Consider the following 906-nt stretch of genomic DNA (forward strand, 5'->3'; position numbering starts at 1 on the left):
AAAAACAGCAGCGCTTAGCTGGCTAACAGATACGATGAACAGGACGGCAACCAGAACGTCAGGGTGCAGGTGCTGAAATTTCTCGTAAAGGTCTTCCTTTAGCATTTCGTTTCCATGCAAGGCAAAAACCACCGCAAAANTACGCGTGTACAGGTACCGAATAAAAAATTTTGAAACCACGCCGGCAGGAACCGAAACTCAACCACCCAGTCCAGTGCCTTATGCAACCATTTAAATGCTTTTTTCATATCATGTAAACTCCATAAAAATACCGCTTTACGCGGGTGTTTTTTCAAATTTAATTTTGGCCAATAGTTAGGGGTTAAGCTTAGCCTCCTCCCATAAAGCGAAAAGCTTGTCCGCACTGATATTTAACGCTTGTGTGAAAAAATCCCAGATATCGTCATTTACCAACGTAAAGCTCTGTGCTTCAGATATCGCATTTCTTACCTTGATTAAATGAGATCCAGCTAACTCCCGCTCGGCTATTTCAAGTAGTTCCGTTTTATTTTTACCCAATCGCAGTTCAGTCGACGTTAAAAGTTGGCTACGGGTAATCGCCCCTGCTTTTTCCTTTTTATCCTGAAGACGTAATTCATCAGAATTAGCTACATCCACCCAACTGCCCGCCTCTTCTGACCACTCAGTAAAGGGTTTTGGAGCGTGGGTAGTAACATCTTTTGGTAATTTGCCTAAGGCTGTTATAGTCTGCTTTTCGCCAGTTTTCTTGAGGTATACAGCTTCCCCACGATGGTCTTCAATATACTTCCATTGCCCATCATTCCATTGTGCAATAAAGCCATTTTTATGTTCAGGCTCATCGGATTCAATACAAAGACGAGGAATTAAATAATGCCCGTTTTTTACAACTGGGTCTAAATCGGCGGTTGTCATTCCTACAAAGTA

At 42.2% G+C, this 906-nt stretch carries 1 pseudogene; it reads right to left on the reverse strand.

Going from position 1 to position 906, the window contains the following annotated elements:
• Positions 1-315: 315 nt before the first annotated feature.
• Positions 316-906, reverse strand: a pseudogene (locus J3U75_RS02235) (hypothetical protein); the annotation flags it as partial.

This window comes from Snodgrassella sp. B3088 (assembly GCF_026535815.1).
Classification (GTDB): Bacteria; Pseudomonadota; Gammaproteobacteria; order Burkholderiales; family Neisseriaceae; genus Snodgrassella; species Snodgrassella alvi_E.